General features: G+C 72.1%; 1 protein-coding gene. It reads left to right on the top strand.

What is annotated here, in order from left to right; genetic code table 11:
- Positions 1-421: 421 nt before the first annotated feature.
- Positions 422-1,300: a glycosyltransferase family protein gene (locus MXD58_RS27730; protein ID WP_248840004.1), complete on the top strand. Its 879-nt coding sequence runs from the start codon at positions 422-424 to the stop codon at positions 1,298-1,300.
- Positions 1,301-1,320: the final 20 nt, after the last annotated feature.

Here is a 1,320-nt window from a genome sequence, read left to right as displayed (position 1 = left end):
GCGCGGCAGGCCGGGGCGGCTCGACAGACGGCGGCGGCTCGACAGACGGCGGCGGCTCGACAGACCGGGACGGCTCGGGCGAGTCGCGGGCGCTCGGCACCGCATCGGACGCCTCGCCCGGGTGTCGGGCGCCGTCGGAGTCGACGCGAGCGCCTTGCGGCGCACCGCCAGCCGGATCTCCCCGCTCGTCCTCTGCCGCAGGGACAGACGATGGATCAGCCACGAGCACACTATGACATGAGATCGATACTTTAAGTGACAACGCGGTCCCGGCGGCCCGCCAGCGCAGGCGGCGCGCGGCATCGACACCTTCACCTTGCCTCATCCAGTGAGACGATTTTGTTACTCTGAGCACCCACTCGAGCACGGAATGCCAACTTCCGTGCCTCGGTCCACGCCGCTGACCGAGTCAGGGGGCCGAATGAAGACCGTGGTCGTCATCGTCCACTGGGGCCCGCCCGCGCCCACCGTCGACGTGGCCGAGCGGCTGGAGTCCTGCCCGTCGATCGCCCAGGTCTGTGTGGTCGCGAACGACGGCTCGCCCCGGCCGGCGGACCTGCCGACCACCACCGCGTGGCTCCTGCCGCCGCGCAACCTCGGCTTCGGCGGGGGCTTCCAGTTCGCCGTCCGGGACTACCCGGGCGCGGAGTCCTACCTGCTGGTCAACAACGACATCCGCATCGACGAGGCGACCATCCGGACCTGCCTGGACCTGCTCGCGGGCTCGAACATCGGCGTGGTCGCACCGACCCTGGTCAACGGCGACGGCCTGCAGTCCGGCTCGGCTAAGCTGAGCCCGGTCCTCACCGCGCCCCGGGCTCGGCGGCCGCCGCAGGACCGCCCGTGCGAGGCGGACTGGGTCACCGGCGCAGTGATGTTCATCAAGGCCAAGGTGCTGCGCCGGGTGCCGTTCGACGGTCGGTACTTCCTCGGCTTCGAGGACGTCGACTTCTGCTACCGGGTCCGGGAAGCCGGCTGGAGCGTCGTGCTCAGCCCGAGCCGGGCCTGGCACACCGGCGGCACCACGATCCCCCGGCGTGGCAACGCCTACTACACCGTGCGCAATCGGCTCTGGTTCACCCGGATCCGGGGCTGGCGGCTGCGCACGGCGCTGGCGGCCGCGAGTACCGCGGCGGTGGTGCTGCCCCGGACGGTGCTGCTCGACCTGGTGCGCGGGCGTGGTCTCGCGACGTCCGCGCTGGTCCGGCACGGACTGGCCGATGGCCTTGGTCGGCTGCCGCCGCCGGGTGATCCCTGGGTCGACGAGCCGCGGGCGGCCCAGTGGACCTCGTGGCGGTAGGCCGGCCGGATTCGACCCGC

It is taken from the genome of Frankia sp. AgKG'84/4 (genome assembly GCF_023242965.2).
Taxonomy (GTDB): Bacteria; Actinomycetota; Actinomycetes; order Frankiales; family Frankiaceae; genus Frankia.
Note: the sequence above shows the minus strand (reverse complement) of the source record. Positions and strands in the feature narration are given on the sequence as shown.